The organism is Thalassobaculum sp. (genome assembly GCF_040219215.1).
In the GTDB taxonomy this organism is placed as follows: domain Bacteria; phylum Pseudomonadota; class Alphaproteobacteria; order Thalassobaculales; family Thalassobaculaceae; genus Thalassobaculum_A.
Map to the genome: position 1 here is coordinate 1 of NZ_JAVJSX010000020.1, position 3,531 is coordinate 3,531.

Sequence of the window (3,531 nt, forward strand, 5' to 3'; positions counted from 1 at the left end):
GGAAGCTGCGCCGCCACCGCCTCGCCGTGGTGTCGGGGGCGTTCCTGGCGTTGCTGTACGCCTCGGTGCTGATCTCCGAGCTGATCGCGCCCTACGCGCTTGCCACCCGGCACACCGGGTTCATCTACGCCCCACCGCAGAGCGTCCACCTGTTCCGCGACGGCCGGTTCGTCGGCCCCTACGTGCTCGGCCTGGACTACTCGCTCGACCTGCGGACCCTGAAGCGCGAATACACGCCGAACCCGGACAAGGTGCAAAAACTGCGCTTCTTCTGCACCGGCGACGGCTACGAGTTCTGGGGGATATTCGAGGCCGACACTCACCTGGTCTGCCCGGCCGAGGGCGGCACGCTGTTCCTGCTCGGCACCGACCGGCTGGGGCGCGACATGTTCTCGCGCATCGTCTTCGGCACCCGCATCTCGCTGACCGTCGGCCTGATCGGCATCACCGTCAGCTTCGTGCTCGGCATCGTGATCGGCGGCGTCGCCGGCTACTACGGCGGCTGGGTCGATGCCATCATTCAGCGGATCATCGAGATCATCCGGTCGTTCCCGGAACTGCCGCTGTGGATGGCGTTGTCGGCCGCCCTGCCGGTGACCTGGAGTCCGATCCTGATCTATTTCGGCATCACCCTGATCCTCGGGCTGCTGGACTGGACCGGGCTGGCGCGCGCTGTGCGCTCCAAGCTGCTGGCGCTGCGCGAGGAGGATTTCTGCGTCGCCGCCGAGCTGATGGGGGCGAAGCCGCGGCGCATCATCGCCCGCCACCTGCTGCCGAGCTTCATGAGCCACCTGATCGCGTCGGCCACCCTGACGATCCCGACCATGATCCTCGGCGAGACCGCGCTCAGCTTCCTTGGGCTCGGCCTGCGCCCGCCGATCACCTCCTGGGGCGTGCTGCTGACCGAGGCCCAGAACATCAACGCCGTCGAACTCTACCCGTGGATCATGACCCCGGTGATTCCGGTGATTCTGGTGGTGCTGGCGTTCAACTTCTTCGGCGACGGCCTGCGCGACGCGGCCGATCCGTACCGGTAGCGTCGGGCCCGGGCTCTCAGCGGCCCCGCCGCGTGTGCCTACAGCGTTAGTGTTAGCTAAAGTAGGCGACCGCGGAGGCTCGGAACGTCTTGAACTTGCTCGGCATCAGTCGCCCATTCTTGCTGGAGCGCGGTCTACTCGGCGGCAGTCTTCATGGATCGCTCGCCGCGGCGGCACCGACCAGGGCCGCAAACTCCGAAAAGCATGCCCGTCACGCCGATAGCAACATGATCCCGGTCGGCAGCTTCGCCCATGCCGCCAACGGCTTCGCTCCGGTCGTGATCCTGTGGGACCGGGACACCGGCGCCCGCGCGATCGATTCGCTCGGCCGTACGGTTCGTGAGGCAACCCATTCCGGCCTTGGCGGGCTGGGTGGCTGGCGTGGCGTTCATGTACCGGACCGCGCTGACGTAGCCGGCGTCGGGGAATTTCGACGGCAGCAACATCCATGGCGGATGTTAAAACTTAACCCGTACTGGCTGACCGGACCGCAGGCTCTCGTTCCCCCGAACCACGACCGTGTCACCGTCCGATAGCCCCTGCAGCACTTGATATCGGCTACCGACGCTCTCGCCGAGCTGCACGGTCTTGGCAACCGCCTTGCCGTCGATCACGACGAAGACCTGGCTGCGCTCGCCGGTCCGCACGATCGCATCCTTGGACACGGTCAAGACCTTGCGGCTGCCGCCGATCGGAATGTGCAACAGCACCGACTGGTTGGCCGCGATGGCGTAGTCCAGAGCCCCGTCCTCAACGGTGAAGCGCACCGCCCGCGTTCGGGTTCGGGGGTTTTCCTCCGGCACGACCGCCCGCACGGCGACGACAATATCGCCGCCGTTCTGCACCTCGGCCTCGACGCTGGTGCCCGGCGGCAAGGCCGACAGCCGGTCAACCGGAACGTCGGCCTCGATCTCGACATCGGAATCGTTCATCAGGGTCACGATCGGGTCACCGACCCTCGCATAGGCGCCGGCTGCCAAGTGCTCGACAGTGACGACACCGTCGTAGGGCGCCCGGATAGTGGCGTCCGCCAAGGCGGTCTCGACAAGCCCGAGTCGGGCGGTGGCGGCGGCAAGCTCGGCCTCGGACCGGGCAAGTTCGGCGCGCGCGACATCGACGTCACGCGCCGCGTCCTCCGCGCGATCCTGGCGGTATGCCGTCGATCCCTCGAGTTGCTCGTGGCGGCTGAAGGCCTGCCGCGCTTTGGTCAGAAATGAACGGTTCCGCACCACCGTCGCCTTGGCCCCTTCGACCGCGGCAGCCCACAGCCGGTGCTCGCTTTCCAAGCGGTCGTCCGACAGCCGGGCGAGGATGTCGCCCCGCTCGACCCGGTCGCCGACCTGAACGTCGATCGCCACCACTCGCTCGGCCACCCTCACCGCGACAACCCCGGCCTGCCGCGCGACCAATCGACCAAGGACCGGCACTGTCTGGTGCACCGCCGTTTCATCAACCGAATCGACCAGCACCGCCGCAGATGTATGCCGCTCCGCCAAGGCCGCTGTTGACACTAGGGCTATGAGGCCGATGGCGAGCAGGTGCGCCACGAACGAGCAGTGCCATCGGCCCAAACCGGCGCACATTGACTGGAGCGCACCGCCTGACGACGGTGGAAACGACGCTGCCAGCGACGGGCTGTTGCAGCGCTGAAGTTCGGGGTCATGTAGCAGCTTGGGCACCCGGGGTAAGTGGAATCGACATAGTCGCCTGCTTGCTCCGCATGCCTGCATATGTCTGGGCGATCACGAGGCTAGACTGGCGTGCCGCTCACTACAATCGGATGAGGCCGACACCTTAAGACTGACACGATATAACGTACGGTGTGCTGCATGGTCGCATTGTCGCTGTTCGAGTTTCCGGGGATACTTTCATAGAGATCAACCATCGCCGCCAATATGAAGTCAATTGAGTCAAGAAACAGGCGAACTCTGTTGTTTGCTGCGCTTATTGTAGCAAGCATGAGCGCGCTTGTTGTATATTCCCCGACGCTTTACCGGATGTTTTGCGACTTGACCGGATTCGGCGGAACCGTGCGGCGTGCCGCCGCGCCCGCGCCGGGAGGCGCTGGCAGCGGCGAGACGATCACCGTCAACTTCGATGCGAACGTGGATCCGAAGCTTCCATGGGAGTTCCGGCCGGAACAACGCAGCGTGCGGACCCGCTTCGGCGAGCCGACGCGCGTGCACTACTTCGCCCGGAACAACTCCGACGAGACGGTGGTCGCGCGTGCCACGTTCAACGTCACGCCGTTCAAGGCGGCCCCCTACTTCTTCAAGATCGAGTGCTTCTGTTTCACCGAGGAGAGGCTGGGGCCCGGCGAGAGCGCGCAGATGCCGCTCGTGCTCTACGTCGACGAGCAGCTTCTCAAGGATGAGAGCACGCAGGAGGTGCGGACGATCACGCTGTCTTACACCTTCTATAAGCAGGAGAATCTTTCCGCCGATGAGGTCGGTGCCGCCCGCGACCTGAAGGCCGGTTCCCGCGAGATCGACAC

General features: G+C 65.4%; 3 protein-coding genes. 2 read left to right on the forward strand and 1 reads right to left on the reverse strand.

What is annotated here, in order from left to right; all coding sequences use genetic code 11:
- On the forward strand, window positions 1-1,037 hold a 1,037-nt coding region (locus tag RIC54_RS15120), incomplete at its 5' end, for an ABC transporter permease (protein ID WP_350151144.1).
- 458 nt (window positions 1,038-1,495) lie between these two features.
- Here the strand turns inward: RIC54_RS15120 and RIC54_RS15125 are convergent.
- Window positions 1,496-2,716: an efflux RND transporter periplasmic adaptor subunit gene (locus tag RIC54_RS15125; protein ID WP_350090761.1), complete on the reverse strand. Its 1,221-nt coding sequence runs from the start codon at window positions 2,714-2,716 to the stop codon at window positions 1,496-1,498.
- 216 nt (window positions 2,717-2,932) lie between these two features.
- Here RIC54_RS15125 and RIC54_RS15130 point away from each other — a divergent pair.
- The coding region (locus RIC54_RS15130) for a cytochrome c oxidase assembly protein (protein ID WP_350151146.1) at window positions 2,933-3,531 on the forward strand (599 nt) is incomplete at its 3' end.